Origin of the sequence: Nonomuraea sp. NPDC050663, assembly GCF_044456985.1 — a bacterium.
GTDB lineage: Bacteria > Actinomycetota > Actinomycetes > Streptosporangiales > Streptosporangiaceae > Nonomuraea.
This window is the reverse complement of the sequence record NZ_JBITGL010000015.1, coordinates 55,949-79,959: the sequence shown is the minus strand read 5'-3', so window position 1 is coordinate 79,959 and position 24,011 is coordinate 55,949. Positions and strand designations below refer to the sequence as shown.

The following is a 24,011-nucleotide window of genomic DNA, read 5'->3' as shown; positions in this document are numbered from 1 at the left end:
ATGACCGCTCCTCTCACGGAGCACGCCGACAGCCGGACCGACGCCTACGCGGTCCGGCTGGAGGCCGTCTCCAAGATGTACGGCAAGGACCTGCTCGCACTCGACCGCGTCTCGCTGGCCGTACGGCCCGGCGAGTTCGTCTGCCTGCTCGGCGCCTCGGGCTGCGGCAAGAGCACCCTGCTCAACCTGGTCGCCGGCCTCGACGACGTCTCGGGCGGCGAGATCAGCTCCGGGTCGAAGATCTCGATGATGTTCCAGGAACCCGCCCTGTTCCCCTGGCTCACCGTCACCGCCAACGTCGAGATGGCCATGCGCGCCGAGAAGGTCGGCAAGGACGAGCGCCGGGCCCGTGCCCAGGAGCTGCTCGACCTGGTCCACCTGGGAGCGTTCGGCAAGAAGCGCCCGCACGAGCTGTCGGGCGGCATGCGCCAGCGTGTCGCGCTGGCCAGGGCGCTGGCCCAGGAGGCCGACGTGCTGCTCATGGACGAGCCGTTCGGCGCGCTCGACGCGATGACGCGCGACATCCTCCACGACGAGCTGGAGCGCATCTGGCGCGAGCGCCGGCCGGCCGTGCTGTTCGTCACCCACAACGTCCGCGAGGCCGTACGGCTCGGCGACCGCGTCGTGCTGCTGAGCAGCCGCCCCGGCCGGGTGGTCGAGGACTTCCCGATCGAGCTGCCGCGTCCGCGACGCACCGACTCCGCCGAGGTCGCCACCCTCGCCGCCACGATCACCGACCGGCTCCGCGAGGAGGTGGGCCGCCATGGCCGTTGACCGCCTGCCCCCCGCCGACACCCACGAGCGGCAGCTCACCGGGCTCGACGCGCTCGAACTGCTCCCCGCCAAGCGCACCTCGTTCGGGCTGAGGGTCTGGCGGCACGCCTGGCCCATGCTCACCGCCGTCGTGATCGTCCTGGCGATCTGGCAGGCCGTGGTGATGGCCGGGTTCTGGCCGGAGTACGTGTTCGCCGGGCCGATCACGACCTTCGGCGACCTGGCGAACAAGGTCACCGACCCCGAGTTCTACCAGGCCCTGGCCACCACGATGCGCAGGGCCGTCGTCGGCTTCGCGCTGGCGGTGCTCATCGGGCTGGTCATCGGGGCCGCGGTCTCCCGCGTCCGCATCCTGCGCGCCGCCTTCGGCTCGCTGATCACCGGCTTGCAGACCATGCCGTCGATCGCCTGGTTCCCCTTCGCGATCCTGCTGTTCGGGCTGACCGAGTCGGCCATCCAGTTCGTGGTCGTCCTGGGCGCCGCGCCCTCGATCGCCAACGGCCTGATCGCCGGCGTCGACTACACTCCGCCGTTGCTCCTGCGGGCGGGCAAGGTGCTGGGTTTCGGCAGGCTGCAGATGTACCGGCACGTCATCCTGCCCGCCTCGCTGCCGTCGTTCCTGGCCGGGCTCAAGCAGGGCTGGGCGTTCGCCTGGCGCTCGCTGATGGCCGGAGAGCTGATGGTGATCATCGCCTACCAGGCCTCGCTGGGCGAGCAGCTGGCCATCTCACGCGAGCTGTCGGATTCGCCGGGCCTGATCGGCACGATGATCGTCATCCTGGTCATCGGCATCGTGATCGACATGCTCTTCGAGGCGGCCAACACCGCCCTTCGCCGCCGCTGGGGTCTTCGCCAGGAACAATGAGGATCTCTGCGAGAACTCAGTACGCGTTGCGGGCGGTCACCGAGCTGGCCGCCGCACCGCCTGGTCCGGTGCCCGCCGAGAAGATCGCCGTGGCCCAGCAGATCCCGCGGCGATTTCTCGACAACATCCTGCTCCAGCTCCGCAAGGCCGGCATCGTGCACAGCCTGCGCGGCCCCGACGGCGGCTACTGGCTGGCCCGCCCCGCCTCGGAGATCACCCTGGCCGACGTCATCGACCTGGTCGAAGGACGCCCGGAGTATCAGGGCGACTATCCCGGCGTCGCCCAGCCGCTGGCCGACGTGTGGAGCGCGCTGCGCGAGCACGAGACCAAGCTGCTCACCGAGGTGACGTTCGCTCAGATCGTCTCGTCGAGGTTCTCCGCGTAGTAGGCGGCGGCCCGCTCGTAGCCGCCGAGCTGCTTGTTGTCGACCAGCACCCGCAGCAGCTCCGCCACGGCCTCACGCGACCGGTCGAGGTTGTACAACGCCATCGCGCGGAAGGCCCGCATCGCGGGATCGCCGGGGAACTCCTCCAGTCCCTTGTCGAAGGCCTTCACGGCGTCCTCGAAACGGCCGATCACCCGCAACGTGCTGCCATAGCCGGTCCACGTGCCCTGCCGGTCCGACGCGCCCAGTTCCAGGGTCTTCTCGTAGTACGGCACGGCGTCGTGCTCCAGCCCGAGGCCGTCGTGCGTGTAGGCGATCTCCCGGTTCAGCTCGGGATCGTCGGGATTGTCGGCGACCTGGGCAAGCAACTTTTCCAGTTTGATTCTCAGCTCTTCATCACTCATGGCTGGACCCTATGCCATCATCGATGGAAACGGTTTTCATTCCATTGAGGGAGTCCCAGGTGAGAGTCGCCTTCGTCGGCAAGGGCGGGAGCGGGAAGACCACGATCTCCGCCCTGTTCGCCCGTTACGCAGCGAGCCAGGGCGCGCCGGTCGTCGCGATCGACGCCGACATCAACCAGCACCTCGCCCTCGTCCTCGGCCTGGACGAGCAGCCCGAGCCGCTGGGCGCCCACCTGGAGGAGATCAAGGAGCTCCTGCGCGGCTCCAACCCGCTGATCCCCTCGGCCGCCGCGATGACCAAGACGACCCCGCCGGGACGCGGCTCCCGGCTGCTCCCCCTCGACGCCCTGCCGTACACCGTCGCCACCCCGCACGGCCTGCGCCTCATGGCCACCGGGCCGTTCGCCGAGGAGGACCTCGGGGTCGCCTGCTACCACTCCAAGGTCGGCGCCGCCGAGCTGCTGCTCAACCACCTCGTCGACGAGCAGGGCGAGTACGTCGTGGTCGACATGACCGCCGGGGCCGACTCCTTCGCCTCGGGGCTGTTCACCCGCTTCGACCTGACCGTCCTGGTCGCCGAGCCCACCCGCCAGGGCGTCAGCGTCTTCCAGCAATACCGCGACTACGCCTCCGCCTACGACGTCAGCCTCGCCGTCGTCGGCAACAAGATCCACTCACCGGACGACGTCGACTTCCTGCGCGCCCACGTCGGCGACTCGCTGCTGACCTGGTTCGAGCACTCCTCGGCCGTCCGCGCGCTGGAGCAGGGCCGCCCCTTCGACCTGATCGATCTCGAACCGGCCAACACCGAAGCGCTCTCCCGCGTGCTCAAGCAGGTCGACGCCCAGGAGAAGAACTGGGAGAGGTACGGCAGGCAGACCGCACAGTTCCACGAGCGCAACGCGGAGGCCTGGGGAAACTCGCGGGCCGGCACCGATCTTTCCCTGCAGATAGACCCCGGCTTCGTCTATGGACGGCTCGGCTAGCCCGTTTTAGCGTCGAAAACGACCATCGAACAGAGGAGACAGCATGTCGCTGACCGTTCCCAACGATCTGCTCGACCAAGCGCGCGCCGGAGACGTGGACGACGCGGCCTTCGTGGCCTGCGTCCGCGACTCCCTGCCGTACGCCTGGTCGGTGATCAGCGGCCTGGTCCAGCAGCGCTCGGAGACCGGCGCCGAGTTCGCCGACAACCTCGTCGCCCCGCCTTCCGAGGAGGCTCGCGGCCAGTTGCTGCGGTGCCTGGCCAGCGACTCCATGCGCGGGGCGCTCGAACGGCACTTCGATGTAAGGCTGGCGTTCCAGAACTGCCACCGGGTCGCGGTCTTCTCCCCTGGCGCGGTCGACGCGCTCCGGGAGTTCACCAGCCCCCGCGCCCAGATCCTCAACCAGAAGCCCGAGCTCGTCGACTGCTGACCACCGGCGCGCCGGCGCCCTCTGCCCGTCAGCAGAGGGCGCCGGCGTCGGCCGTCCTGCAGACCTTGGTGCGCTTCTTGAAGCCGACGGACCAGTTCCTGCCGTGCTTGCCCGCTCCCGCCTGGACGTAGGCGTCGCGACGCGGGTTGTACCTGTAGGCGACGGAGCAGCCCTTGCCCCTGCCGTCCTCGCAGTTCAGCCGGGCGCCGTCGCTGATGACGACGTTGCGGATGACGCGGTTGCCCGAGCTCTGCCTGTGCACGCGCACGGAGAAGGTGACCTTGTGGGTGTGGCCGGGCTCGACGACGCCGTCCCAGCTCAGCTTGGCCGCGGCGTAGGTGACCCTGCCGGAGTCGGCCTTCGCGTCGCCGAGGTAGGTCGCGTCGTCGACCACGTCGGACAGGTCGTCGACGTACTCCGCGTCCTCTTCCGGAGCGGTGCCCTTGTTGGTGACGGTCACGGTATAGGTGATCACGCCGCCCGGCCTGACGACCTTGGGGCTGGCCGACTTCTTGATCTGGATATCGGGCCTGCCCTTGTCGACCCATTTCGAGGCGATCCAGAGCTGGGCGACCGGGATGCCCTGCTTGACGGAGAACGTCAGCGTGAGCTTGACGATCGGGACGGTCGGCATGAACCAGCCCGCGGCGCCCTGCGTGTCGGGGCCGTTGCCTTGGAGCGTGCCTGTGGCGCCGTCCCAGGTGGGCCTGTCGGTGGAGGACCCGGAGGTGCACGCCGACGGTCTCGGACCGGCCGAGCAGTAGTTGAAGGCGCCCTTCCAGCCGAGCTGCGCGGCGGTCAGCTTGGTGCCGTCCTTGGCGAAGGCCTCGACCATGACGCTGTCGGCGTCGACGTCGCCGAGCGTGAAGCCCCATCGGCCGGCGGGGGTCGGGGCGTCGAACTCGACCTCCGTCGTCGACGGCTGCGTGCCCCTGGCCCCGAAGTACAGGTAGTTCTCGCCCCTGGAGCTGCCGAATTCCTTGCCGAACGGGGTGTTGTCGTTCAGGAAGGTCGAGGCCCCGGAGGGCGCCCTGACGGTGCTGGCGTCGCTGGTCCAGGTGCCCGCCGGGAAGCCGACGCCGGGCACTTCGACCGTGCCGGACTTACCGTCAGGCGTCCACTGCGCGTAGGCCGCGTCCTCGCCGGCCGCCATGACGGCCTGGGGCGGGACGAGACAAGCCAGAGCCACCACGCTGATGATCCGGATTCTCCACACAATATGGATCTTGCTCAGCATGCGCGCAAATCGCCCCGACACGCGCCGCCGCATGAAGCAAAGATCAACAGACTTTGACCAGGGGAAGGACCTCTTCCCCTAGACGCCTGACGGTCCCGACCGGGTCGCCCGTGCCCTCGACCATCAGCAGCAGGTGCCGCAGCCCCGTCACCTCGGTCGTGCGCCGCATCACCGCCGCGCAGTGCTCGGCCGAGCCCACCGGGTGCACGCGGGTGAGGAAGTCGACGTACCCCTCCACGTCGCGCGGCGAGCGCGGCCGCGCGTCGACGGGCACGTATCCGGCCAGTCCCGGAGTCAGCCAGGCGGGCATGCGCGCCTTCATCTCGGCCACCGCCTCGGCCGTGGTGTCGGCGACGTGGGCCGCCACCGCGGCCACGTGCCCGTCACCGCCGTGGGCGCGGATGAGCTCCAGCTTGCCCTCGTCGTCGATGTGCATCCCCAGCAACATCGGCAGCCCGCGCGAGGCGGCCAGGCGCACCGTGCCGAGCGAGGTGCAGGCCACCACGGGACGCAGCCGCGCGTGGGGCACCAGCGAGACCTCGCGGAAGGAGAAGAACTCGCCTTCGGCCGACACCTTCGACCGGTCGAGGCAGGCGCACAGCAGGTCGAGCGACTCCGCGAAGCCGTACTCGAAACGGGGCAGGCCGGTGCCGAAGACCTCCAGGTCCACCCACGGACCCCCGCGCCCGACGCCGAGCGTGAAGCGGCCGCCCGACAGGTGGTGGAGCATGGCCGCCTGCTCGGCCAGGGCCACGGGATGCGTGGTCGAGAGCACCGAGACCGCGGTGCCCAGGCCGATGCGCCGGGTACGGCCGGCGGCCACGGCGGCCATCGTCATGGGCGAGGGGCAGACGCCGTAGGACATGAAGTGGTGCTCGGCGATCCAGACGTCGTCGAATCCGGCCTCCTCGGCCGCGACGATCGTGTCGAGCGCGGTCTGGAGCGTCTGCTCGGGCGGGACGCCTGGGAACCCCGCGGCGACGAGGAAGATCCCTAACCGAAGAGCGATAGCTGCCCCTCTCCCACCAGCGGGTCGCGGTGCTTCTTCAGGTGCTTCCACTGCGGCAGGTCGTCCATGTAGCTCCACGACAGCCGGTGGTGCGCCGTCGGCCCCGACTCCGCGAGCGCGGCCTGGTGCACCGGCGAGGGGTAGCCGGCGTTCTCGTCGAAGCCGAATCCGGGGCAGTCGAGCGAGGCCATGTAGGTGTCGCGCCTGACCTTGGCCAGCACCGAGGCGGCGGCCACCGAGACGGAGGCGGAGTCGCCGCGCACCTCGAGCCGCACCGGCCAGGGCGAGCCGATGTAGTCGTGCGCCCCGTCGAGGATCACGAAGTCGGGCCGGACGGGTAGCGCGCGGAGCGCCCGGTGGGCGGCACGCCGCAGCGCCTCCGTCATGCCCAGCGTGTCGATCTCCTCGTGGGAGGCCTCGCCGTAGCCGACTCCGGCGGCCCACGAGGTCACGGTCTCGAAGAGCGCGTCGCGCCGCCCAGGGGACAGCTGCTTGGAGTCGGTCAGCCCGGCGGGCGGCTCGGACAGGTCGGTGACGACGGCGCACACCAGCACAGGACCGGCCCAGGCGCCGCGCCCGACCTCGTCGACCCCGGCCACCAGGGCGCCGGGACGTGAGGAGATCAGCAGTTCCTCGATCGCGTAGGACGGCACGGCCCTCAGGCTAGCCGTACCGGCTCCAGGTCCGCCGCGAGATAGCGGGCCGCCACGTGGATGGCCCGCAGGGTGACCGAGACCGAGGGCCGGTGGATGGACGAGCCGCGGGCCACGGCGTGCACGTCGCGCCCGACCGGGTTGCCGGGGAACTCGCGGACGGCGATGCCGCGCACCCCCGCCGCCAGCGCGAGGGCGGGCACGGCCGCGATGCCGATGCCCTTGGCGACCAGCGACAGGATCGTGCCGAGTCCCTCGAACTCCCACGGCGTGGGGCGGGTGCCGCCCACGTCGACGAGGAGCCGGTCGACGGCCAGGCGCGAGGGCTCGCCGTCAGGGGTGGCCATCCAGGGCTCGTCGCGCAGCTCGCGCAGGTCGAGCGGGACCTCGGGGTCGGCCAGGCGGTGCTTGCGCGGAACCACCAGGACGAGCGGGTCGTGGAGCAGAGGGAAGACCCGCAGGCCCGCCGAGTCCTGCGTCCTGCCGTACCAGTCGTCGATGAGCGCGATGTCGACCTCGCCCGACTGCACTTCCCGCATTCCGCGCCCTGACCTGGACTGTCCCAGGCGCAACGTCAGCTCGGTGTAGCGCCGGAGCGAACGGGCCAGAGCCGGGGCGAATGCGACGGCCGCTGTGGGGAATGCGGTCAGGACGACACGACCGGAAGGAGTGGCCGTATGTGCCGAGAGATCGGACTCGGCCTCCTCGACCATCGACAGGATGCGCTCGGCGTGCTCGACCAGCCTGCGTCCGGCATCGGTCAACTCGGCGCTTCGAGCCGTCCTGTCGAGCAGGACGGCGCCCGCCTCCCGCTCCAGGGCGGCGAGCTGTTGTGAGACGGCGGACGGGCTGTAACCCAAGCTCGCGGCCGTCGCGGCGATGCTGCCGCGACGGGCGAACTCTCGTATCAAGGCCAAACGGCGCAAATCAAGCATCGGACTTCCTTATGCCTACCCACCAAAAGCCTCGCTTGTGCTGATGCCTTCATCCAACCATCTTGGGAACGTGACAAACATGACCGTTACCCTCTCCGCCACGCTGGCGACGAACGAGGACATCGAACGAAGACGACGCGCCGGGGAACGAGTGCTGCACCTGGCCTTCGGCGAGGCTGGTCTGCCCGTCCACCCGGCGCTGCGCGACAGGCTCATCGACGCGTCGGGACGCAACGGCTACGGCCCCGTCGCGGGAGCGGCCGGTCTGCGCGAAGCGGCGGCGGGCTACTGGAACCGGCGTGGCCTGGCCACCGACCCGGAGCAGGTCATCGCGGGCCCGGGGAGCAAGTCGCTGCTGTACGGCTTGCTGCTGGTGCTGGGCGGCGACATCGTGCTCCCCAAGCCGAGCTGGGTGAGCTACGCGGCGCAGGCCGACCTGGTCGGCTCCCGCGCGATCCTGATCCCCGCCACCGAAGGCGGCGTGCCCGACCCGGACCTCCTGGCGCAGGCCGGTCCCAACGTCAAGGCCGTCCTGGTGACGCTCCCGGACAACCCCACCGGGCGCCTGGCGACCCCCGAGACCATTCGCAGGCTCGTCGAGGTCGCCCGCGCCAAGGATCTGCTGATCATCTCCGACGAGATCTACCGCGACCTGGTGCACGACCCCGCCCTGCCGTACCTCTCCCCCGCCGATCTCGCGCCCGAGCGCACGATCGTGACCACGGGTCTGAGCAAGAGCCTGGCGCTGGGCGGCTGGCGCATCGGTGTCGCGCGACTGCCCGACGGCGCCCACGAGATGCGCAGGCAGTTGCTGGCCGTGGCCAGCGAGATCTGGTCCGCGCCCGCCGCCCCGGTGCAGGAGGCGGCGGCGTACGGCTTCGCGGAGCCCCCGGAGATCGTCGAGCACATCGAACTGAGCAGGCGGTTGCACGGCAAGGTTTCCAACGCCGTTTACGAAAGGTTCATCGCGGCCGGAGTGCCCGTGGCCAGGCCTCACGGCGGTTTCTACCTCTATCCGGACTTCGGCGTCAGCAACATCACCAAGATCCTTCTCGAAGATCACGGAATCGGCGTTCTGCCTGGTCAGGCATTCGGGGACGACCCCTCCTCGGGCCGCGTGCGGGTGGCCACGAGCCTGCTGTACGGCGAGCACACCGACGAACGGTGGGCCGCACTGACCTCCGACGACCCGCTGAACCTGCCCTGGATCGCCGCCAATCTTGATCATCTTGACGCTGCTTTGAGGGCCTTGACCTGGGAAAACACCTCGTTTGCATAAACCTGCAGATTCCGGTGGTACCGAGCACGGCGGGCAGGCCCCATCATGTGCTCATGCCCGCTCTTGTCACCTTGTCCGGGCGCCTCGTGCGCCTGGAGCCTCTCAGCCTCGCGGTGGTCGATGACCTGGTCACCGCGGCGAGTGAAGACCGCAGCACGTATGCGTTCACTCGTGTCCCCAACGGGTGGGACGAGATGGCCTCCTATGTGGGGGCCGCCATGGCTGAGCAGGCGGAGGGCCACACGATGCCCTTCGCCATCCGGTGGCTGAACACCGACCGCATCGTCGGTGCCACCCGTCTCATGAACCTGGAGTACTGGCAGGGCCCGATGCCCTGGCCTCCTGGTTCGCGGAGCGCGGTGGGTGAGGTTCCGTCCGTGGCGGACATCGGTTACACCTGGCTGGCCGCATCGGCCCAGGGCACAGGGGTCAACCGGGAGAGCAAGTTCCTGATGCTCTCGCTCGCCTTCGACACGTGGAACGTGCACCGCATCACGCTCAAGGCAGACGTTCGTAATCACCGCTCTCGCAAGGCCATCGAGGGCCTGGGCGCCCACTTCGACGGGGTGAGGCGCCGGGAGAGCAGGGGCGCCGACAACACGGTCCGAGATACCGCGTTCTATTCGATCCTGCGCGAAGAATGGCCGGCGATCCGAGATCGCCTGGTCCACCGCCTCGGAATGGTCGAGGCAGCCTGAGTCACCACCCAGTCGGCTGAAGGCCCCGTCCCGGAACCCTCGGGACGGGGCCTTCCATGTATCGACAAGGCATGGTCGCCCCCGTGGGACCACGCCCGAATGCCCCCAGCATGAACAGGCCGGCTCAATGCCGAATCAACGCTCGATCAACACTTCGGTTAACGAATCAATGCGTGCCTATGTGTTAGGCATGACTCGTCATATCATTTGGTCAGAAATCAACCCATTGAGGCTGGAGATTGCGGCATGGCTGGAGGACTGCGGTTCGCCGTACTCGGTCCGGTCCGGGCGTGGCGTGACGACATCGAGCTCGACCTGGGAACCCCCCTGCAGCGTTCCATCCTCGGCGTCCTGCTGCTGAGGGAAGGCCGCGCGGTCACCCCCACCGAGATGATCGACGCCGTCTGGGGCGAGGAGGCTCCGCCGCGCGCGCTCGGCGCGCTGCGCACCTATGTCTCCCGCCTGCGCACCGTGCTGGAGCCGGAACGTCCCGCCCGCTCCCGCCCCGAGCTGCTGACCTCCGTCGGCCGCGGCTACGCGTTGCGCCTGCCCGAGGGCGCGCTCGACCTCACGCGCTTCGAGAAGCTCATCCACGAGGCCGAGGCCGCCCGAAGGTCCGGGCAGCCGAAGGACGCCGCCGAGAAGCTGGGCACCGCCATCGACCTGTTCGAGGGCGAACCCCTCGCGGGAGCCGTCGGGCCGTACGCCGACCACCAGCGCGACCGCCTCATCGAGTGCCGGCTGACGACCATCGAAACGCTCATGGACATCGACCTGGAGCTGGGCAACCACGCCGCGGTCGTCTCCGACCTCATCGCGCTGACCGCCGACCACCCGCTGCGCGAGCGGCTGCGCGCCCAGCTGATGCTGGCCTACTACCGCTGCGGCCGCCAGGGCGACGCCCTCAACGTCTTCACCGAGACCCGCGAGGCGCTCATCGACGAGCTCGGCGTCGAGCCGGGCTCCGAGCTGACGACGTTGCACCAGCGCATACTCAACGCCGACCCCACGCTCGCCGCCGCCACCGAGGCGCCGCATGAGCCCGTCGCCGCGGCCTCCGACGACGACACCCTCGCCGACCTGCCCAAGCCCGCCCAGCTGCCCGCCGCGGTGAGCGACTTCACCGGCCGCCGCGAGATCGTCGGCAGGCTGCGCACGTACCTGTCCACCGGCCAGTCGGAAGGCGTGCCGATCGCCGCCATCTGCGGAATCGGCGGGGTGGGCAAAACAGCTCTGGCCGTTCACGTCGCGCACGCGTGCGACGAGACCTTCCCCGACGGCCAGCTCTACGCCGACCTCCGCGGCTACACCGACGAGGCCACCGCGCCCGAGTCGGCGCTCGGCGCGTTCCTGCGCGCGCTGGGCATCCCCCCGGACGTCATCCCCGAGGGCCTGGCCGAGCGCTCGGCCCTGTTCCGCTCCCTGCTGGCCGAGCGTCGCATCCTGGTGCTGCTCGACAACGCGCGAGACGCCGCCCAGGTCACGCCGCTGCTGCCAGGCTCGTCCGGCTGCGCGGCGATCGTCACCAGCCGCAGCAAGCTCGCCGACCTGCCCAGCGCCCGGCTGATCGACCTCGACGTGCTGGAGCCGGACGAAGCGCTGTCGCTGTTCGCCACGGTCGCCGGACCCGAGCGCGTCGCCCCCGAGCGCGCCGCCGCCATGGACGTCGTGGCCGCCTGCGGGTTCCTGCCGCTGGCCGTACGCATCGTGGCCGCCCGCCTGGCGGCGCGGCCCTCGTGGACCGTGGCCTCGCTGGTGCCGCGCCTGGCCGACGAGCAGCACCGCCTCGACGAGCTGCGAGTCGGCAACCTGGCCGTGGAGGCCACCTTCGCGCTCGGCTACGGCCAGCTCTCGCCCAACCAGGCCAGGGCCTTCCGGCTCCTGGCGCTGCCCAACGGCCCCGACATCTCCATCGGGGCCGCGGCCGCCGTGCTGTCGCTCAGCACCCACGAAGCGGAGAACCTGCTGGAGTCGCTCGTCGACGTCAGCCTGCTGGAGGCGCCCGCGCCCAGCCGCTACCGCTTCCACGACCTGCTCAAGCTGTTCGCCCGCCGCGTGCTCGACAAGGCCGAGCGCCCGCAGGCCCGCACGATGGCGCTGCGCCGCCTGCTCGGCTTCTACCTGGCCTCCGCCCAGTCGGCGCACCGGCTGGCCTACGAGGGCAGCGGCATCGCCGACAACTTGATGGTCGTCGGCAGCGGGCTCAGCTTCAACGCGATCGAAGGCGCGCTGGCCTGGCTCATCGCCGAGGGCGACGCACTGTTCGGCGCCATCAACCAGGCCGCCGACTCCTCCCGCGCCGCCGACCAACTCCTGCCCGCCGGCGACATGCTCGTCGGCATGGAACCGCTGCTGGAGATGGGCACGCACACCCGCGAGTTCGACTCGGCCAGCCGCGCGGTCCTGGCGACCGCGCTGCGCATCGGCGACGCGGGCAGCGAACTGCGCGCCCGCTACGTGCTCGGGCGCGTGATGTTCGCCTCCAACCGGCTCGTCGAGGCGGAGGAGCAGTTCAGGCTGGTGCACGAGCTGTCGTCCGCCCGCGGCGAGAAGGTCGTCACCGGCGAGGTGCTCAACGCCCTGGCCGTCGTCGTCGGCCGCCAGCGGCGCCACCACGAGGCGCTGAGCTGGTTCGACGCGGCGATGACCTACTACCACGACAACGGCGTCCCGGGAGGCGAGGCCCTCGTGCTGAGCTACTCCGCGCGCGAGCACCTCGGACTCGGCAGGCCCGACGACGCCATCGCCGCCGCCGAGAAGGGCCTGGCGATCTTCACCGAGATCGGCAGCGGCGCCGGCATGGCCAGGGCGCGCTACCACCTGGGCATCGTGTTGTCGCGGGTCGGCCGGCTCAACGAGGCCGTCCACCACCACGCGGAGTGCCTGGCCTTCTTCCGCGCCGGCAAGCAGCGGGTCTGGGAGCAGCGCGTCTGCTCCCGCCTGGCCGAGACCTTCATCACCGCCGAACGCTACGCCGACGCCGTACGGCACGCGGAACAGGCACTGGTGGTCAGCAGGGAGATCGGGCATCCGTACGGCGAGGCGCTTTCTCTGACGGTGCTGGGCAAGGCCCTCATGGGCATGGGCAACACGACGCGCAGCGCCGAATGCCTACGCCAGGCCCACACCCTCTTCGTCAGGCTCGGTGCCCCCGAGGCCGCCGACCTGCGGGCGCTCCTCGACGAGCTTCCCATTGTCGTCGAGACCTGAGTAGAGCTCGTCGTCGAGCCGCGTCATCCAGACATGGTTGAACAAGAGCCTGTCCCTTTGGGTGAGAGGACTTTTAGCCCGGCCGGTCATCTACCGCCGCGTTTCGCTAGGGGGCCCGGTTATCCGGATGCTCCACGCGACGGATAGCCGCCTCACATTCGACGACCGGCCGGGCCTGACACGTTCCCTGAACCCCCCGGGTCCGTGTCCACTCCTAGAGAGTGCTCCTGGGGGGTCAACACCCAATCAACGACCGATAAACAGGCTCCTCAGACGGTGAAGTATCCCTCGGCGATCAACGGTCTGAGCTGCTCGGCGTCGACCCGGTCTCCGCCGACGAGCTCGGCGATCACGTTGAGCAGCGGTCCGAGGGCGAGTTCGCCGTCGCAGACGCCGGCGAGGGCGGCCTCGACCGTGCCGACGTCGGTGCTGCGCATCAGGCCCCTGGTCTGATGCAGCACGATGCGCGAGGGGTCCTCGGCGCCCGGCAGGCCGATGCGCTCGTCGAGCACGCCCTCGGCGACGCGTAGCCGGGCCTCGTCGAGGTCGTCGAGGCGGTGGGCCAGGGCGATGCCGTCGAGCACCTGGTCGACGTAGTCGCCGACCGGCAGCTGGACCTGGTGGGTCATGCGCTCGACGCGGACGACCGGGTCGAGCGACTCGGCCTGGCGCATGCTGATCCAGCCGAAGCCGATCGCCTCGATCTTCTGCTCCTCGAACCAGCCCAGCCACTGGTCGTACAGCTCGGTGTAGGCAGCGGTGCCCTGCTCGGCGGCGTCCCTGAGCCACAGTTCCACGTATTCGGCGGGGTCCTGCACGTCGCGTTCGACCACCCAGCCGTCGCAGCCGGTCTCGCCGAGCCAGCCGCCCACCCTGTCGCGCCAGTCCTCGCCCTCGACATGGGTCCAGTTGGCCAGGAAGTGCGCCTGGCCGCCGGGGTTGAGGAATCGGGGCGCCTGCCGTACGAGGTCGCGGCAGAAGGAGTCGCCGCCGACCTCCCGGTAGGTGAAGCGTCTGGCGGGAGAGATCACGAACGGCGGGTTGGAGACGATCAGGTCGAACAGCTCGCCGTCGACCGGCTCGAACAGCGAGCCGACCCGGGTCTCGACGCCCGAGATGCCGGACAGTTCCCAGCTCAGCCTGGCCAGCTCGATCGCCCGCGGGTTGAGGTCGGTGGCGACGATGTTCGTGGCGCGACCGGCCAGTGACAACACCTGGACGCCGCAGCCGGTGCCGAGGTCGAGGGCGCGCTCGACCGGGCGGCGGCTGGCGAGCTGGGCCAGGTTGGCCGAGGCGCCGCCGGCGCCCACCACGTGGTCGGGGCGCAAGGGCGCGTCGCCGGGCCGTACCTTGCGGTCGGAGACCAGGTAGCCGTCGTCGCCCCATGGCTGCACGTGGTAGCCCTTGAGCGGCGCCAGTTCGGCGGGCACGAGGTCCTCGGGCACCTCCACGCCCAGCCAGAAATGCCTGATGAGCACGGCCAGCGGATCGAGCTCGCGGGTGGCCCGCAGCGCGGGCACGAGCTCCTCCCGGGACAGCGCGGTGGCGGCCACGTCGCCGAGGCGTTCGCGCACGCCGTCGATGGTGTAGCCGGACTTCAGGAGTAGATCCCGCATCATCGTTCCCTCAACGCACAGTAATCAGACTGTTACAAAGTTACCCAAGCGTTCTGCAGGCAGTCGGCAAGTCGGCCACGATATCTGTTTATGCGTGCTGCTCCCCTGTTTCGCGTGTGAGGCCCGCTTCAGGCCGGATGAATACTTCCGGGCCTGTTCGGACTATCACCGCGGCCGCGATCTGGTGTCGTGGACCTGCCCGCGCTGCGGCAACCACGACGATGTTCGCGTGCTCCCGGGCGAGCTCGGGTTCGACGCCGACCGGCTGAGGGTGCCAGGGCTCCGGCGCAAGCGCCGCGACCTGCGGCTCGACATCTCGCTCGACTCCGACTGCTGGCGCGTGCCTACGCGAGTTCGGCCGTCGGCATGGCCACCATCTCGATGATGTCCTCGACGATGCGCTCGGCTCGCTCTTCCTCGCTGTCGTTCGTGGCCTCGCCCAGGTGAGGGGTGAGCACGACGTTCGACAGCCGGGTGAGCGGGTGGGTGGGGTCGAGCCACTCGCCTTCGAAGTGGTCGAGCCCGGCGCCGCCGAGATGTCCCGAGCGCAGGGCGTCGACCAGCGCCGAGAGGTCGTGCAGCGAGCCGCGCGAGGTGTTGAGGTAGACCGCGCCCCGCTTCATCGCGGTGAGTTCGGTGTCGCCGATGAATCCCCAGGTCTCGCCGGTGACGGGCACGTGCAGCGAGACCACGTCGGCTTCGGCGAGGAGTTCGGGCAGGGTGTGGGTGGCCTCGGCGACGTAGGGGTCGCAGGCGATGACCCGCATGCCGAGCCCTTCGCAGCGCCATCGCACGGCCCTGCCGACCCGGCCGAGCCCGACGATGCCGAAGGTGCGCCCGGCCAGACGGGTCCCCCGGTAGCGCCGGTTGGGCGGCACCTTGCCGCGGTAGAGCCTGCCCCGCCGTACCTCGCGGTCGGCGACGACGATGCGGCGGCTGACCGCGAACAGCAGGGCGAGCGTGAGTTCGGCGACGGCGTTGACGTCGTGGTCGGCGGCGCGCAGCACGGGCACTCCGCGCTCGGCGGCGAGCTGCTGGTCGATGTTGACCGGGGCGCCCAGGCACGCGACGGCGTCGAGCGGGAGCGACAACACGCATCTGCCCACGACGTCGCCGTCGGTGATCAGGATCGTGGCGCCGGTCCCGATGACCAGATCGGCCAGTTGCTCGTCGGTGAAGCCCAGGCTGGGCCGGTCGGCGGCCGGGACGACATCGGCGAATTCACCGAGGCGTGCCAGAGCGCCCTGCGGTAGCGCGGTCAGAACCAGCGCACGAGGTCGTCCCACAAACGTGACAATAACACCACAGAGGGTGGCCGATCATCGCTGGCGCAGGCTCTGCCAGGCAGCCTCGCCGAGGCTCCTGATCTCCTCGTCGGTGGGCGTGTGCGCTCCGGCGAACCACAGGCGGCACATCTCCTGGGCGGGGCCGAGCCACAACACGTAGCACATGGTGGCGTGGATGGGCTGGAGCTCGCCGGTCTTCATGAACGGCTTCCACCAGTCGGAGACCTTGCGGAAGAAGGCGCGACGGGCCTCGGAGACCTCGGCGCCGCCGGGCTCGTGCTTGCGCGGCGGACGCTCGCTGACGAGCAGCCGCGCCTGCTCGGGGTGCTCGCCGGCCCACTTCATGTGGAAGGCGGGGATGGCCTCGATGCCCGAGCGGGCGTTGTCGTGGCTGACCAGCTCCGACAGGAACTCCTCCTGGTAGGAGGCGAGGATCTCGGAGTAGAGCACGCCGAAGACGTGTTCTTTGCTGGCGAAGTGGTGATAGAAGCTGCCGACGCTGACCCCGCTCTCCTCGCGCAGGCTGGCAAGCGTCGTGGCCGAGACCCCATCCTGGCTGAAGCGGCGCAGGGCGCCCTCGATGATCCGAGTGCGACCATCGCGTCCGTTCTTTGCAGTCTTCACAGGTCAATGGTGGACCAACAGAACCTTATTCTGCAAATAGAACGGCCGCATTGATCATAGCGACCACTTCCACCGATCCGGAAGAGACCTGCAACCGAGCCTCGGGCCAGGTCCTGCGGATCATACGGAGCACCCGGCGGTTCTCGCCGAGCACGTCCATGCCGACCGTCTGCGCCCCCCGCAGCCAGGCCCGCATCAGCACGGCGTCGATGAGCTTCGGGCCCAGGCCGAAGCCCTGCCACTGGTCGGCCACGACCACCCCGATCTCGACGTCGGCACCGAGCGTGCCACCCGGGAAGGCCATCGCGTGGCCGACGATCTCCCCCTCCCTGACAGCGATCAGCGCGTCCTTCATCAGTTGATGCACCAGGGTGGGCGACGGCCTGCCCAGCCCGGTGAAGAAGCGCATGACCTGGGTCTGCAGCGATAACCCCGTGAGGAACCGGGTGAATGCCGCCTCGTCCTCGGGGCGGATCGGGCGGATCTGGGTTCCGTTCATAGACCCAGACTCCTCCAGGAGAGCTGAGTCTGTCAACTGAACTCAGATATGATGTGGAGATGAACGTGGCCTTCCGCGTGGACAACTGCTCCATCGAGCGCACCCTGGAAATCGTCGGCGAGAAGTGGACCTTCCTGGTGCTGCGAGAGGCCTTCAGCGGCGTGCGCCGCTTCGCCGACATGCAGACCATGACCGGCGCCCCGCGCCAGGTGCTCAGCGCCAGGCTGGCCCGCCTGGTCGACGAGGGCCTGCTGCGCAAGGTCCCCTACCGCGAGCCCGGCCAGCGCCAGCGCTATGAATACCGCCTCACCGAGAAGGGCCGCGAGCTCTATCCCCTGCTCGTCGCGCTCATGCACTGGGGCGACAAGTACATGGCCGACCCCGAAGGCCCGCCCGTCGTGCTGACCCACCGCGACTGCGGCGCCCCGATCCACCAGCAGTTCAGGTGCTCTGAAGGCCACGACCTGAGCGGGCCCCGCGAGGTCACGCCCGTGCCAGGGTCAGGGGCGAAGCTGCAGAGCGCGTAGCGCCCGGCGGAAGCCCAGCAACGACACCAGGCCCGCGCACGACAACAACACCGCCACCGCGCAGGTGCGCACCAGCAGGAAACCCTCCACCGGCTGGCTGAGCAGCAGCCACAGGCTCAGCGAGGCGTTGGCCAGCTGCACGCATCCCCACATCACCGAGTGGCGCCTGAAGAACCTCCGCATCGCCGGGTGCTCCTGAACCCCCTCGGGCATCGGCACCAGATCGCACGCCACCCTCCTGGCCAGCGGACGGCGGGTCGGCGCGGTGGCCAGGAAGACCAGGCTCACGCAGAACACCCCGGCCAGGGGCGGCAGGAAGTACAGGACCGCGCTGTCGGCGGCCAGCGAGAAGGCCGTGCGCGCGGTGATCGCCACGACCGCCAGGATCACCATGCCGGGCAGCGCCGTGCGCCTGAACAGCCGCCAGGCAGCGCACCCGTAGACCCACATCAGGCCCGTGACCAGCCCTCCGGCCAGACCCGCCAGGAAGAAGCCGGCCCAGAAGGCGATGACCGGCATGAACATCGACTCGATCGCCCGGGGAAGGGCGTGCCTCAGCAGAGCGGGCAGCGCGGGCATGGTGAACGACGCCGCCACGGGCGGCGCTTCGAGCACTGACATGAGGGCTTGCTACTCCAGAGGGGGTCGGGAGGCTTTCGACCGTACGCGATCGCCGCAGCCCGCGTCCCGCGTTCTGCCCGATGGTTCGACCGGTGCACCCGGTGCCTAACCTTGATGGCGTGTACCGGTTCCTGCTGACCCCCCGCTGGGTGACACTCCACATCGTGGTGTTGCTGGTCATCCCGGCCTTCGTCTTCCTCGGCAACTGGCAGTTCGGCCGGTTCGAGGAGCGATCGGCCAGCAGCGAGCTGATCACCGGCAACCTTGAGGCCGCGCCGGTCCCCTTCGAACAGGTCGAGGTCGGCGAGGCCAACCGGTTCCGCACCGTCACCGCGACGGGCACCTTCGACGCCGCCCACGAACTGGTCGTGCGACGGCGCTCCCAGAACGGCAGGCCGGGCTTCTACGTGGTGACGCCCCTGGTCACGGCGGGCGGGCGGGCGGTGCTGGTCAATCGCGGCTGGGTTAAGGCCGCGGCGACCGCGGACACCCCGCCCGACGTGCCTGCGCCGTCCGCCGGTCAGGTAACTGTCACCGGGAGGCTACGGCTCAGCGAGACCGAGGAGACCACCGGCATCAAGGATCGGGAAGGGCTGCCGCAGGGGCAGATCCTGCTGATCGACTCCGAGGCGCTGGCCGGGCGCCTGCCGTACGGGATCTCCGACGGCTACGTCGAGCTGACCGCGCAGGACCCGCAGGCGCAGGCCGCGCCCGAGCCGGTGCCCGCGCCGGAGGTCGGCGCGGGGGGCGGGCTCAACTTCGCGTACGGCGTGCAGTGGTGGCTGTTCATCGGGGTCGCGATCGGCGGATGGCTGCTGCTGATCCGGCGCGAGGTCAACGATCGTAAGGCGGCTAGTGTGGCGTCGTGATCCGCCACCTTTCCTTCGCAAATCTTCGTAACTTTCGCGACGCCGGCGGATATGCCGCCTATGACGGTCGCACGGTCAAGTGGCAGCGCCTCTACCGGGCCGACAACCTCGGCTTCCTGACGGGAGCCGATCTTGAGGCCTTCCACGCCCTGAAGATCCGCACCGTCATCGACCTGCGCCACGACTTCGAGGTCGACAAGAGCGGCAGGGCCCCGGAGACCGAGGGCCTGCGCTACCTCAACCTGCCGATCGAGGGGCGCCGCTGGAACGCCCACGAGAGATACGAGCCGGGTTCGAGCATCGCCCGCTTCTTCTCCGACCGCTACCTCGAGTGCACCGAGGACCGCGCCGACAACATCCGCCTCGCGCTGGAGGCGATCGCCGAGGACGGCCCGGTCGTGGTGCACTGCGCGGCGGGCAAGGACCGCACCGGCATCGTCACGGCGCTCGCGCTGAGCCTGGCGGGCGTCTCCGACGAGGACATCATCGCCGACTACGCGCTGACGGGCCTGGCCACCGAGCACTTCATCGCCGACCACCTGGCTCGCACGCCGTACGTGACCATGTGGCCGGGATTCGGGCAGGCCCCCGCGGACGCGATGCGGTTCTTCCTGGCCGGGCTGGCGGAGAGACACGGATCCGTTGCGGGTTATTGCACGGATGTCGCCGGACTTTCCGCAGATGCTGTGGAAAAGCTGAGAATTTCTCTCACGGAGGGGTAGTTGGTCCGCCGACGGTCCGCCGCGAGCAGCATCCTCCTCATCTCCGGCGGGCCATCCGGACCGGGATCGCAGGCCCCTTTCCCCCTCCTGCGATCCCGGGTCCGCTTGTTCGACGCCTCAGGCACGTCGTACGGTTACCTGCGTGACTACGGCGCTCCTCCCCGACCCTGAGCAGAGGCGGCGCGACTATGTGATCATTTCTGCAGACGATCACCTGATCGAGCCCCCGGATCTGTTCGAAGGCAGGCTTCCCGCCAAGTACGCGGACGCCGCGCCGAAGGTCGTCGAGACCGAAGCCGGTCACCAGGTCTGGCGTTACGGCGGAGCCACCTATCCCGCGGCCGCGATCGACGTCGGCTCGGGGCTTCCACGCGAGCAGTGGAACCTCGAACCCATCCGCTTCGAGCACATGCGCCCCGGTTGTTACGACATCGAAGCCCGCGTCTCCGACATGGACCTGGCGGGCATCTGGGCGGCCGTGTGCTTTCCCGGCATGCTCGCGGGCCAGTCGGGCATGCCCTTCGCCAAGACCCGCGACCAGGAGCTGGGCCTGGCCCTGGTCAAGGCGTGGAACGACTGGCACATCGACGTCTGGGCCGGCACCTATCCCGAGCGCATGATCGGCCTGCAGCTGCCGTGGCTTCCCGACCCCGAGATCGCCGCCAAGGAGATCAAGGACAACTCCGCCCGGGGCTTCAAGGCCGTGGTCTTCCCCGAGTTCCCGACCAGGCTGCGCCTGCCCTCGATCCACAGCGGCCACTGGGACCCGTTCTTCGCCGCCTGCGAAGAGACCGGCACCGTCGTCTGCCTGCACACCGGCGCCTCGTCGTGGTCACCCGTGCCCTCACCCGACACCCCCATCGAGGCGATCACCACGCTCATGCCGGCCAGTGCGATGTTCGCCTGCGCCGACTGGTTGTGGTCCGGCATCCCGCTGCGTTTCCCCAACCTTCGCATCCTCATCGTCGAGGGCGGCGTCGGCTGGGTGCCGATGCTGGCCGAGCGCGCCGACTACGCCCTCGACCACCCGGTGGCCGGCGAGGCCTCCTGGGAGGGCGGCCTCAAGCCCAGCGAGGTGCTGCGGCGCAACTTCTTCTTCGGCACGCTCGACGACCACGCGCTGTCGGGCGTACGGCTGGCCGTCGGGCTCGACCACGTGCTGCAGGAGAGCGGTTACCCGCACTCCGACTCGACGTGGCCCGACACCCAGAAGGCAGTCGCCCGCAACCTCGGGCAACTGCCCCCCGTCGACCTGGCCAGGGTGGCCTACGGCAACGCCGCCCGCCTCTTCGGCCACCCTCTGCCGTCGCGCGCCTGGCTCAGGAATGAGTCGATCTGAGCTGTTGCTTCTCCCACTCGACGAACTCGCCGCCCTGTCCGAGCAGCGTGCTCATCATCCACATGAACATCCCGAAGTCGTCGACGACTCCGAAGGCCAGCAGCGCCGCCTCCGGCACCAGGTCGATGGGCGAGACCAGATAGACCACGCCGACCGCCAGCATCGCCAGCCTGCGCTTGCCCAGTCCCGGATAACGGCCGCTCGTGGCCGCCTTCAGCATGCGCGGAATCGCGCGTAACCGGGCACCCAATCCTGGTGTGCCCGGTCGTGTCACGTCGCGGTAGGCCTTGTACGCCCGTAATGCCTTCGCCATGTCGTGAGCACCTCCCTCACGACATAACGCAATGCCCCAGGAGCCGGGTTCCCTAACGCATCGCGGGATGCTCGAAGGGTTTGGCCTGCTCGACCTGGGAGGCGACGCGGACAAGAAGGTCCTCGCGGCCCATCGCGGCCACCAGTTGCACGCCCACGGGCACTCCCGCACGCGTGGTGTGCAGCGGCAGGGAGATCGACGGCTGCCCGGTCGCGTTGAAGATCGAGGTGAAGCTCACCGCCATCGCCGTACGCCCGAAGGAGGTGGTCAGATCGTCGCGCGGGATCCAGCCCAGCTCGAAGGGCGCGATGCCGAGCGAAGGAGCCAGCAGCAGGTCGAAGTCGTCCCACCACACCGCCATGCGCCGCCGGAACCCGTCGATCCACTGGGTGGCCAGCACCTGGTCCACCGCGCTGTGGCGGCGCCCCGCCTCGGCCATGGCGCGGTTGCGCGGCTCCAGCTCGGCCAGGTCGACCGGCTTGCCGCGCCAGCGCCCCACGCTCTCCACCTCGGCCGCGACGTTGTTGGAGACGATGTCGCCGAAGATCAGGCGGAAGTCCTGGTCGGCCAGCGCATCGGGATGCGCCTGCACCACCTCGTGGCCCAGGCTCTCCAGCAGCGCCGCCGCGCCGGTCACGGCGGTGACCAGCTCGGGCTCCTCCGGCACGTCGCCGCGCGGGTGCACGGCCACGAACCCGATCCGCAGCCGGCCGGGGTCGGTCCCGACCTCCTGCACCAGCGGGCGCGGCAACGCCGGCGCCGCGTACGGATCACCGGGCTCGTAACCGGAGACCAGGTCGAGCCCGGCGGCCGTGTCGCGCACGGTCCTGGTGACGAAGCCGGACACCGAGAAGCCGCCCCAGCCCTCCCCGCTGCCGGGGCCGAAGCTGCAGCGCCCCCTCGTGGGCTTGAGCCCCACCAGGCCGCACATGCTCGCCGGGATGCGGATGGAGCCGCCGCCGTCGCTGGCCGTCGCGATCGCCACCATGCCCGCCGCGACCGCCGCGGCCGACCCCCCGCTGGAGCCGCCCGCGGAGTAGGCCGTGTCGTACGGGTTGCGCGTCGGTCCGAAGGCCGACGGCTCGGTGGTGATCGTCGTGCCGAACTCCGGCGTGTTGGTGCGGCCCAGGATCACGAAGCCCGCCTCGCGGAGCCTGGTCACGCCGTAGCCGTCGGCCGGGATGCCGACGCCGTCGAGGGTGCGGGAGCCCGCGTTGTACGGCTCGCCCTTCTGCGGCCAGCCCAGGTCCTTCAGGAGGATGGGCACCCCGCGGAAGGGAGTGCCCTCGGGCGCCGCGTCGGCGTCCTGCAGCGCCCGTTCGAACCTCTGGTGGATGACGGCGTTGATCTCGCCGTCGTGCTGCTCGATCTTCGCGATCGCCGCCTCGACCAGTTCCCGGGGCGACACCTGGCCCTGCCGTACGGCCCTGGCCTGGGCCGTGGCGTCCTGGCGCAGCAACTCCTCCACACGTGCCTCCTTGCGGTTAGGGAGCCAGGTCGCGTACGGCCTGGGCGATCGGGACCTCGCCGCCGGGGATCAGCGCGAGAACCGGGGTGTTCAGTCCTTGATCCACATATTTCTGGATCCGAGCCTTGCACGTCTGGGCGTCGCCGTGCACCACCAGTTCGTCCACGACCTCGTCGGGCAGCGCCTTGAGCGCCCCCTGGCGATCTCCCGCCGCCCACGCGTCGAACATCGGCTTGAGGATCTCGCCGCGGCCCAGCCAGCGGTGGAACTCGGCGTAGACCGGCACGTTGAGGTAGGTCGTGAGCATCCAGCGCGCCATTTCGCGCACCTTCTCGGTGTCCTCGCTTACGCACACGAACAGGCGGGCGATCAGCTCGGTGTCGGGGCCGATCTCGGCCCTGACCTTGGGCACGTCCTCCGGCGAGAGCCAGTTGGTGATCGCCCCGTCGGCCTCCTCGGCCGCCAGGCGCAGCATGCGCGGGCGCAGCGCGGCCAGCACGATCTTCGGCGGGGTCTTCGGCGCGCGCTCCAGCTTGAAGCCCTTGACGGCGAAGGTCTCGTAGGTCTCGGAGACCTTCTCGCCCTGCAGCGCCTTCTTCAGGAAGCGCAGCGTGTCGCGGGTGCGGGCGTACGGCTTGACGAACTCGCCGGCGTTCCACTGCTCCACGATGGCCGGGCTGGAGGCGCCGATGCCCAGCACGAATCGGCCGGGTGCCAGGTCGGCGAGCGTGGCGGCCGACATGGCCAGCAGGCCAGGCCCCCGCGTCGAGACCGGCACGATGGCGCTGCCCAGGCGCAGCTCGGGCGCCCATTCCGCGGCCAGCGCCAGCGGGGTGAAGCCGTCGACGCCGTTGACCTCGGCCGACCAGGCGTCGGTGTAGCCGAGAGCGGGCAGCTCGGCGATCAACTCCTTGGAGCCCGCCAGCGAGCGGTCGTAGAAGGGAATCGTCATACCCCAGGCCATCGTTGCCCGACCTCCTTCGGTGGATGCCAGCACCATACCAATCGGTATGTAGGTTTGCGCCACATTGATCTTCTGTTGCCGGGTCCTCCTGTTCTGACGTGCTAGAACAGCATCGATGAGGCTTCTGGCTCCTGCGGTGCTGACGGCTGTGGCGGCGACGCCGTTCCTGTTCGCCTCCATGGCGGCCGCAGGGTCCGGGCCGTGCGTGGACATCGTCGTGGGGGTGGCCGTTCCGTATCACCCGCCGATCACGGTGGTGGCGGGCTACTGCGGGCCATGCTCGTATGCGCCACCGAC

The 24,011-nt window shown here is 69.8% G+C and carries 25 protein-coding genes; 12 read left to right on the top strand and 13 right to left on the bottom strand.

Going from position 1 to position 24,011, the window contains the following annotated elements; translation table 11 throughout:
• The 3 genes from ACIBH1_RS35895 to ACIBH1_RS35885 are packed head-to-tail and all read left to right on the top strand — an operon-like array spanning nucleotide 1 to nucleotide 2,025.
• Entirely contained in the window at nucleotides 1–774 is a 774-nt protein-coding gene (locus tag ACIBH1_RS35895) for an ABC transporter ATP-binding protein (protein WP_397318466.1), read from the top strand.
• Nucleotides 764–1,639, top strand: coding sequence for an ABC transporter permease (locus ACIBH1_RS35890; RefSeq protein WP_397318465.1), 876 nt, complete (start codon nucleotides 764–766; stop codon nucleotides 1,637–1,639). The genes ACIBH1_RS35895 and ACIBH1_RS35890 overlap by 11 nt, the downstream gene beginning before the upstream one ends.
• Nucleotides 1,636–2,025, top strand: coding sequence for an Rrf2 family transcriptional regulator (locus ACIBH1_RS35885; RefSeq protein WP_181610679.1), 390 nt, complete (start codon nucleotides 1,636–1,638; stop codon nucleotides 2,023–2,025). Before ACIBH1_RS35890 ends, ACIBH1_RS35885 begins: the two co-directional genes overlap by 4 nt.
• Here the strand turns inward: ACIBH1_RS35885 and ACIBH1_RS35880 are convergent.
• Entirely contained in the window at nucleotides 1,995–2,429 is a 435-nt protein-coding gene (locus ACIBH1_RS35880; protein ID WP_397318464.1) for a tetratricopeptide repeat protein, read from the bottom strand. The genes ACIBH1_RS35885 and ACIBH1_RS35880 overlap by 31 nt on opposite strands.
• Before the next feature lie 59 nt (nucleotides 2,430–2,488).
• Here ACIBH1_RS35880 and ACIBH1_RS35875 point away from each other — a divergent pair, with 59 nt between their 5' ends.
• Nucleotides 2,489–3,415 carry an ATP-binding protein gene (locus ACIBH1_RS35875; RefSeq protein WP_397318463.1) on the top strand — a complete coding sequence of 309 codons (927 nt, stop codon included), beginning with the start codon at nucleotides 2,489–2,491 and terminating at the stop codon, nucleotides 3,413–3,415.
• A 43-nt stretch (nucleotides 3,416–3,458) separates the two neighbouring features.
• Entirely contained in the window at nucleotides 3,459–3,845 is a 387-nt protein-coding gene (locus ACIBH1_RS35870; RefSeq protein WP_397318462.1) for an SCO5389 family protein, read from the top strand.
• Nucleotides 3,846–3,873: 28 nt separating this feature from the next.
• Here ACIBH1_RS35870 and ACIBH1_RS35865 read toward each other — a convergent pair whose 3' ends face one another.
• The 4 genes from ACIBH1_RS35865 to ACIBH1_RS35850 form a co-directional block, all read right to left on the bottom strand.
• A complete protein-coding gene (locus ACIBH1_RS35865) occupies nucleotides 3,874–5,034 on the bottom strand; it encodes a hypothetical protein (protein WP_397318461.1) in 1,161 nt (386 codons plus the stop codon).
• Between the two features lie 91 nt (nucleotides 5,035–5,125).
• A complete protein-coding gene (locus tag ACIBH1_RS35860) occupies nucleotides 5,126–6,142 on the bottom strand; it encodes an LLM class flavin-dependent oxidoreductase (protein WP_397318460.1) in 1,017 nt (338 codons plus the stop codon).
• Complete coding sequence (locus ACIBH1_RS35855) at nucleotides 6,076–6,753, bottom strand: ribonuclease HII (protein ID WP_397318625.1); 678 nt, start codon at nucleotides 6,751–6,753, stop codon at nucleotides 6,076–6,078. Before ACIBH1_RS35855 ends, ACIBH1_RS35860 begins: the two co-directional genes overlap by 67 nt.
• Nucleotides 6,750–7,679: a LysR family transcriptional regulator gene (locus tag ACIBH1_RS35850; RefSeq protein WP_397318459.1), complete on the bottom strand. Its 930-nt coding sequence runs from the start codon at nucleotides 7,677–7,679 to the stop codon at nucleotides 6,750–6,752. The genes ACIBH1_RS35855 and ACIBH1_RS35850 overlap by 4 nt, the downstream gene beginning before the upstream one ends.
• 79 nt (nucleotides 7,680–7,758) lie before the next feature.
• On the opposite strand from ACIBH1_RS35850, the gene ACIBH1_RS35845 reads away from it, so the two are divergent.
• The 3 genes from ACIBH1_RS35845 (at nucleotide 7,759) to ACIBH1_RS35835 (ending at nucleotide 12,866) form a co-directional block, all read left to right on the top strand.
• Nucleotides 7,759–8,958, top strand: a complete 1,200-nt coding sequence (locus tag ACIBH1_RS35845; protein ID WP_397318458.1) for a pyridoxal phosphate-dependent aminotransferase — start codon at nucleotides 7,759–7,761, stop codon at nucleotides 8,956–8,958.
• Nucleotides 8,959–9,011: 53 nt separating this feature from the next.
• Entirely contained in the window at nucleotides 9,012–9,656 is a 645-nt protein-coding gene (locus ACIBH1_RS35840; protein ID WP_397318457.1) for a GNAT family N-acetyltransferase, read from the top strand.
• 246 nt (nucleotides 9,657–9,902) lie between these two features.
• The gene (locus tag ACIBH1_RS35835; RefSeq protein WP_397318456.1) at nucleotides 9,903–12,866 is read left to right on the top strand and encodes an AfsR/SARP family transcriptional regulator; all 2,964 of its coding nucleotides are present in this window, start codon (nucleotides 9,903–9,905) and stop codon (nucleotides 12,864–12,866) included.
• Between the two features lie 269 nt (nucleotides 12,867–13,135).
• Here the strand turns inward: ACIBH1_RS35835 and ACIBH1_RS35830 are convergent, their stop codons facing one another.
• The 4 genes from ACIBH1_RS35830 to ACIBH1_RS35815 all read right to left on the bottom strand — a co-directional run bounded on the left by ACIBH1_RS35830 (nucleotide 13,136) and on the right by ACIBH1_RS35815 (nucleotide 16,891).
• Entirely contained in the window at nucleotides 13,136–14,482 is a 1,347-nt protein-coding gene (locus ACIBH1_RS35830; protein WP_397318455.1) for a methyltransferase, read from the bottom strand.
• 344 nt (nucleotides 14,483–14,826) lie between these two features.
• Complete coding sequence (locus tag ACIBH1_RS35825; protein WP_397318454.1) at nucleotides 14,827–15,768, bottom strand: NAD(P)-dependent oxidoreductase; 942 nt, start codon at nucleotides 15,766–15,768, stop codon at nucleotides 14,827–14,829.
• A 33-nt stretch (nucleotides 15,769–15,801) separates the two neighbouring features.
• The gene (locus ACIBH1_RS35820) at nucleotides 15,802–16,392 is read right to left on the bottom strand and encodes a TetR/AcrR family transcriptional regulator (RefSeq protein ID WP_181610667.1); all 591 of its coding nucleotides are present in this window, start codon (nucleotides 16,390–16,392) and stop codon (nucleotides 15,802–15,804) included.
• Nucleotides 16,393–16,417: 25 nt separating this feature from the next.
• On the bottom strand, nucleotides 16,418–16,891 hold the full coding sequence (locus tag ACIBH1_RS35815) for a GNAT family N-acetyltransferase (RefSeq protein ID WP_397318453.1): 474 nt from the start codon (nucleotides 16,889–16,891) through the stop codon (nucleotides 16,418–16,420).
• A gap of 59 nt (nucleotides 16,892–16,950) precedes the next feature.
• On the opposite strand from ACIBH1_RS35815, the gene ACIBH1_RS35810 reads away from it, so the two are divergent.
• A complete protein-coding gene (locus ACIBH1_RS35810; RefSeq protein ID WP_397318452.1) occupies nucleotides 16,951–17,418 on the top strand; it encodes a winged helix-turn-helix transcriptional regulator in 468 nt (155 codons plus the stop codon).
• Here the strand turns inward: ACIBH1_RS35810 and ACIBH1_RS35805 are convergent.
• Entirely contained in the window at nucleotides 17,392–18,039 is a 648-nt protein-coding gene (locus ACIBH1_RS35805; protein ID WP_397318451.1) for a VC0807 family protein, read from the bottom strand. The two genes, ACIBH1_RS35810 and ACIBH1_RS35805, sit on opposite strands and share 27 nt — an antisense overlap.
• Before the next feature lie 119 nt (nucleotides 18,040–18,158).
• Here ACIBH1_RS35805 and ACIBH1_RS35800 point away from each other — a divergent pair, with 119 nt between their 5' ends.
• From ACIBH1_RS35800 to ACIBH1_RS35790, 3 genes are all read left to right on the top strand, one after another.
• Nucleotides 18,159–18,908 (top strand): SURF1 family protein, encoded by a 750-nt coding sequence (locus tag ACIBH1_RS35800; protein WP_397318450.1) that lies wholly within the window; start codon nucleotides 18,159–18,161, stop codon nucleotides 18,906–18,908.
• Nucleotides 18,905–19,630 (top strand): tyrosine-protein phosphatase, encoded by a 726-nt coding sequence (locus ACIBH1_RS35795; protein WP_397318449.1) that lies wholly within the window; start codon nucleotides 18,905–18,907, stop codon nucleotides 19,628–19,630. Before ACIBH1_RS35800 ends, ACIBH1_RS35795 begins: the two co-directional genes overlap by 4 nt.
• A gap of 142 nt (nucleotides 19,631–19,772) precedes the next feature.
• On the top strand, nucleotides 19,773–20,969 hold the full coding sequence (locus ACIBH1_RS35790; protein ID WP_397318448.1) for an amidohydrolase family protein: 1,197 nt from the start codon (nucleotides 19,773–19,775) through the stop codon (nucleotides 20,967–20,969).
• On the opposite strand, the gene ACIBH1_RS35785 is transcribed toward ACIBH1_RS35790, so the two are convergent.
• The 3 genes from ACIBH1_RS35785 to ACIBH1_RS35775 are packed head-to-tail and all read right to left on the bottom strand — an operon-like array spanning nucleotide 20,950 to nucleotide 23,702.
• On the bottom strand, nucleotides 20,950–21,282 hold the full coding sequence (locus ACIBH1_RS35785) for a YkvA family protein (protein WP_397318447.1): 333 nt from the start codon (nucleotides 21,280–21,282) through the stop codon (nucleotides 20,950–20,952). The two genes, ACIBH1_RS35790 and ACIBH1_RS35785, sit on opposite strands and share 20 nt — an antisense overlap.
• Before the next feature lie 52 nt (nucleotides 21,283–21,334).
• Nucleotides 21,335–22,750: an amidase gene (locus tag ACIBH1_RS35780; RefSeq protein WP_397318446.1), complete on the bottom strand. Its 1,416-nt coding sequence runs from the start codon at nucleotides 22,748–22,750 to the stop codon at nucleotides 21,335–21,337.
• 16 nt (nucleotides 22,751–22,766) lie between these two features.
• Nucleotides 22,767–23,702 (bottom strand): LLM class F420-dependent oxidoreductase, encoded by a 936-nt coding sequence (locus ACIBH1_RS35775; protein WP_397318445.1) that lies wholly within the window; start codon nucleotides 23,700–23,702, stop codon nucleotides 22,767–22,769.
• Nucleotides 23,703–24,011: the final 309 nt, after the last annotated feature.

What these genes read in the sequence shown, in the direction of transcription:
- ACIBH1_RS35815 (WP_397318453.1), bottom strand. Translation starts at nt 16,891, where the DNA reads ATGAACGGAACCCAGATCCGCCCGATCCGCCCCGAGGACGAGGCGGCA.
- ACIBH1_RS35840 (WP_397318457.1), top strand. Translation starts at nt 9,012, where the DNA reads ATGCCCGCTCTTGTCACCTTGTCCGGGCGCCTCGTGCGCCTGGAGCCT.
- ACIBH1_RS35880 (WP_397318464.1), bottom strand. Translation starts at nt 2,429, where the DNA reads ATGAGTGATGAAGAGCTGAGAATCAAACTGGAAAAGTTGCTTGCCCAG.
- ACIBH1_RS35830 (WP_397318455.1), bottom strand. Translation starts at nt 14,482, where the DNA reads ATGCGGGATCTACTCCTGAAGTCCGGCTACACCATCGACGGCGTGCGC.
- ACIBH1_RS35775 (WP_397318445.1), bottom strand. Translation starts at nt 23,702, where the DNA reads ATGACGATTCCCTTCTACGACCGCTCGCTGGCGGGCTCCAAGGAGTTG.
- ACIBH1_RS35890 (WP_397318465.1), top strand. Translation starts at nt 764, where the DNA reads ATGGCCGTTGACCGCCTGCCCCCCGCCGACACCCACGAGCGGCAGCTC.
- ACIBH1_RS35785 (WP_397318447.1), bottom strand. Translation starts at nt 21,282, where the DNA reads ATGGCGAAGGCATTACGGGCGTACAAGGCCTACCGCGACGTGACACGA.
- ACIBH1_RS35895 (WP_397318466.1), top strand. Translation starts at nt 1, where the DNA reads ATGACCGCTCCTCTCACGGAGCACGCCGACAGCCGGACCGACGCCTAC.
- ACIBH1_RS35805 (WP_397318451.1), bottom strand. Translation starts at nt 18,039, where the DNA reads ATGTCAGTGCTCGAAGCGCCGCCCGTGGCGGCGTCGTTCACCATGCCC.
- ACIBH1_RS35845 (WP_397318458.1), top strand. Translation starts at nt 7,759, where the DNA reads ATGACCGTTACCCTCTCCGCCACGCTGGCGACGAACGAGGACATCGAA.
- ACIBH1_RS35835 (WP_397318456.1), top strand. Translation starts at nt 9,903, where the DNA reads ATGGCTGGAGGACTGCGGTTCGCCGTACTCGGTCCGGTCCGGGCGTGG.
- ACIBH1_RS35810 (WP_397318452.1), top strand. Translation starts at nt 16,951, where the DNA reads ATGAACGTGGCCTTCCGCGTGGACAACTGCTCCATCGAGCGCACCCTG.
- ACIBH1_RS35870 (WP_397318462.1), top strand. Translation starts at nt 3,459, where the DNA reads ATGTCGCTGACCGTTCCCAACGATCTGCTCGACCAAGCGCGCGCCGGA.
- ACIBH1_RS35850 (WP_397318459.1), bottom strand. Translation starts at nt 7,679, where the DNA reads ATGCTTGATTTGCGCCGTTTGGCCTTGATACGAGAGTTCGCCCGTCGC.
- ACIBH1_RS35885 (WP_181610679.1), top strand. Translation starts at nt 1,636, where the DNA reads ATGAGGATCTCTGCGAGAACTCAGTACGCGTTGCGGGCGGTCACCGAG.